Genomic DNA, 329 nt, shown 5'->3' with positions numbered 1-329 from the left:
GAACCAGTCGAGCGGTACCGTTTCGGTTCTCGCGCCAAATGATGTGTATGCCGGCGACCAAACCGTTAGCACTGCAATCACCAAGGTGACCGGCGGCGAGCACTTCGAGAATCTGGTTCCGGGCACTGACACTGTCACCACGACCGTCACTGACACACCGGGTACTGATGACACCACCACTGTCACACTGAGCGCGCCTAGCTCCGTCAACGAAGGTGGCCAGATCACCTACACCGCTACGCTTTCCAACAAAGCAGGCAGCGACGTCACTCTGAAGTTGGACAACAACTCGACCATCACCATCAAAGCCGGCGAAACCGTCGGTACCG

General features: G+C 57.8%; 1 protein-coding gene. It reads left to right on the top strand.

What is annotated here, in order from left to right:
• Positions 1–329, top strand: a 329-nt coding sequence (locus AC6CIA_RS26455) for an immunoglobulin-like domain-containing protein (RefSeq protein ID WP_498316112.1), incomplete at both ends; no start/stop codon positions are given.

This window comes from Pseudomonas sp. GQ91 (assembly GCF_059758795.1).
The sequence above is the reverse complement of the archived record's forward strand: the minus strand, read 5'-3'. Positions and strand labels throughout refer to the sequence as shown.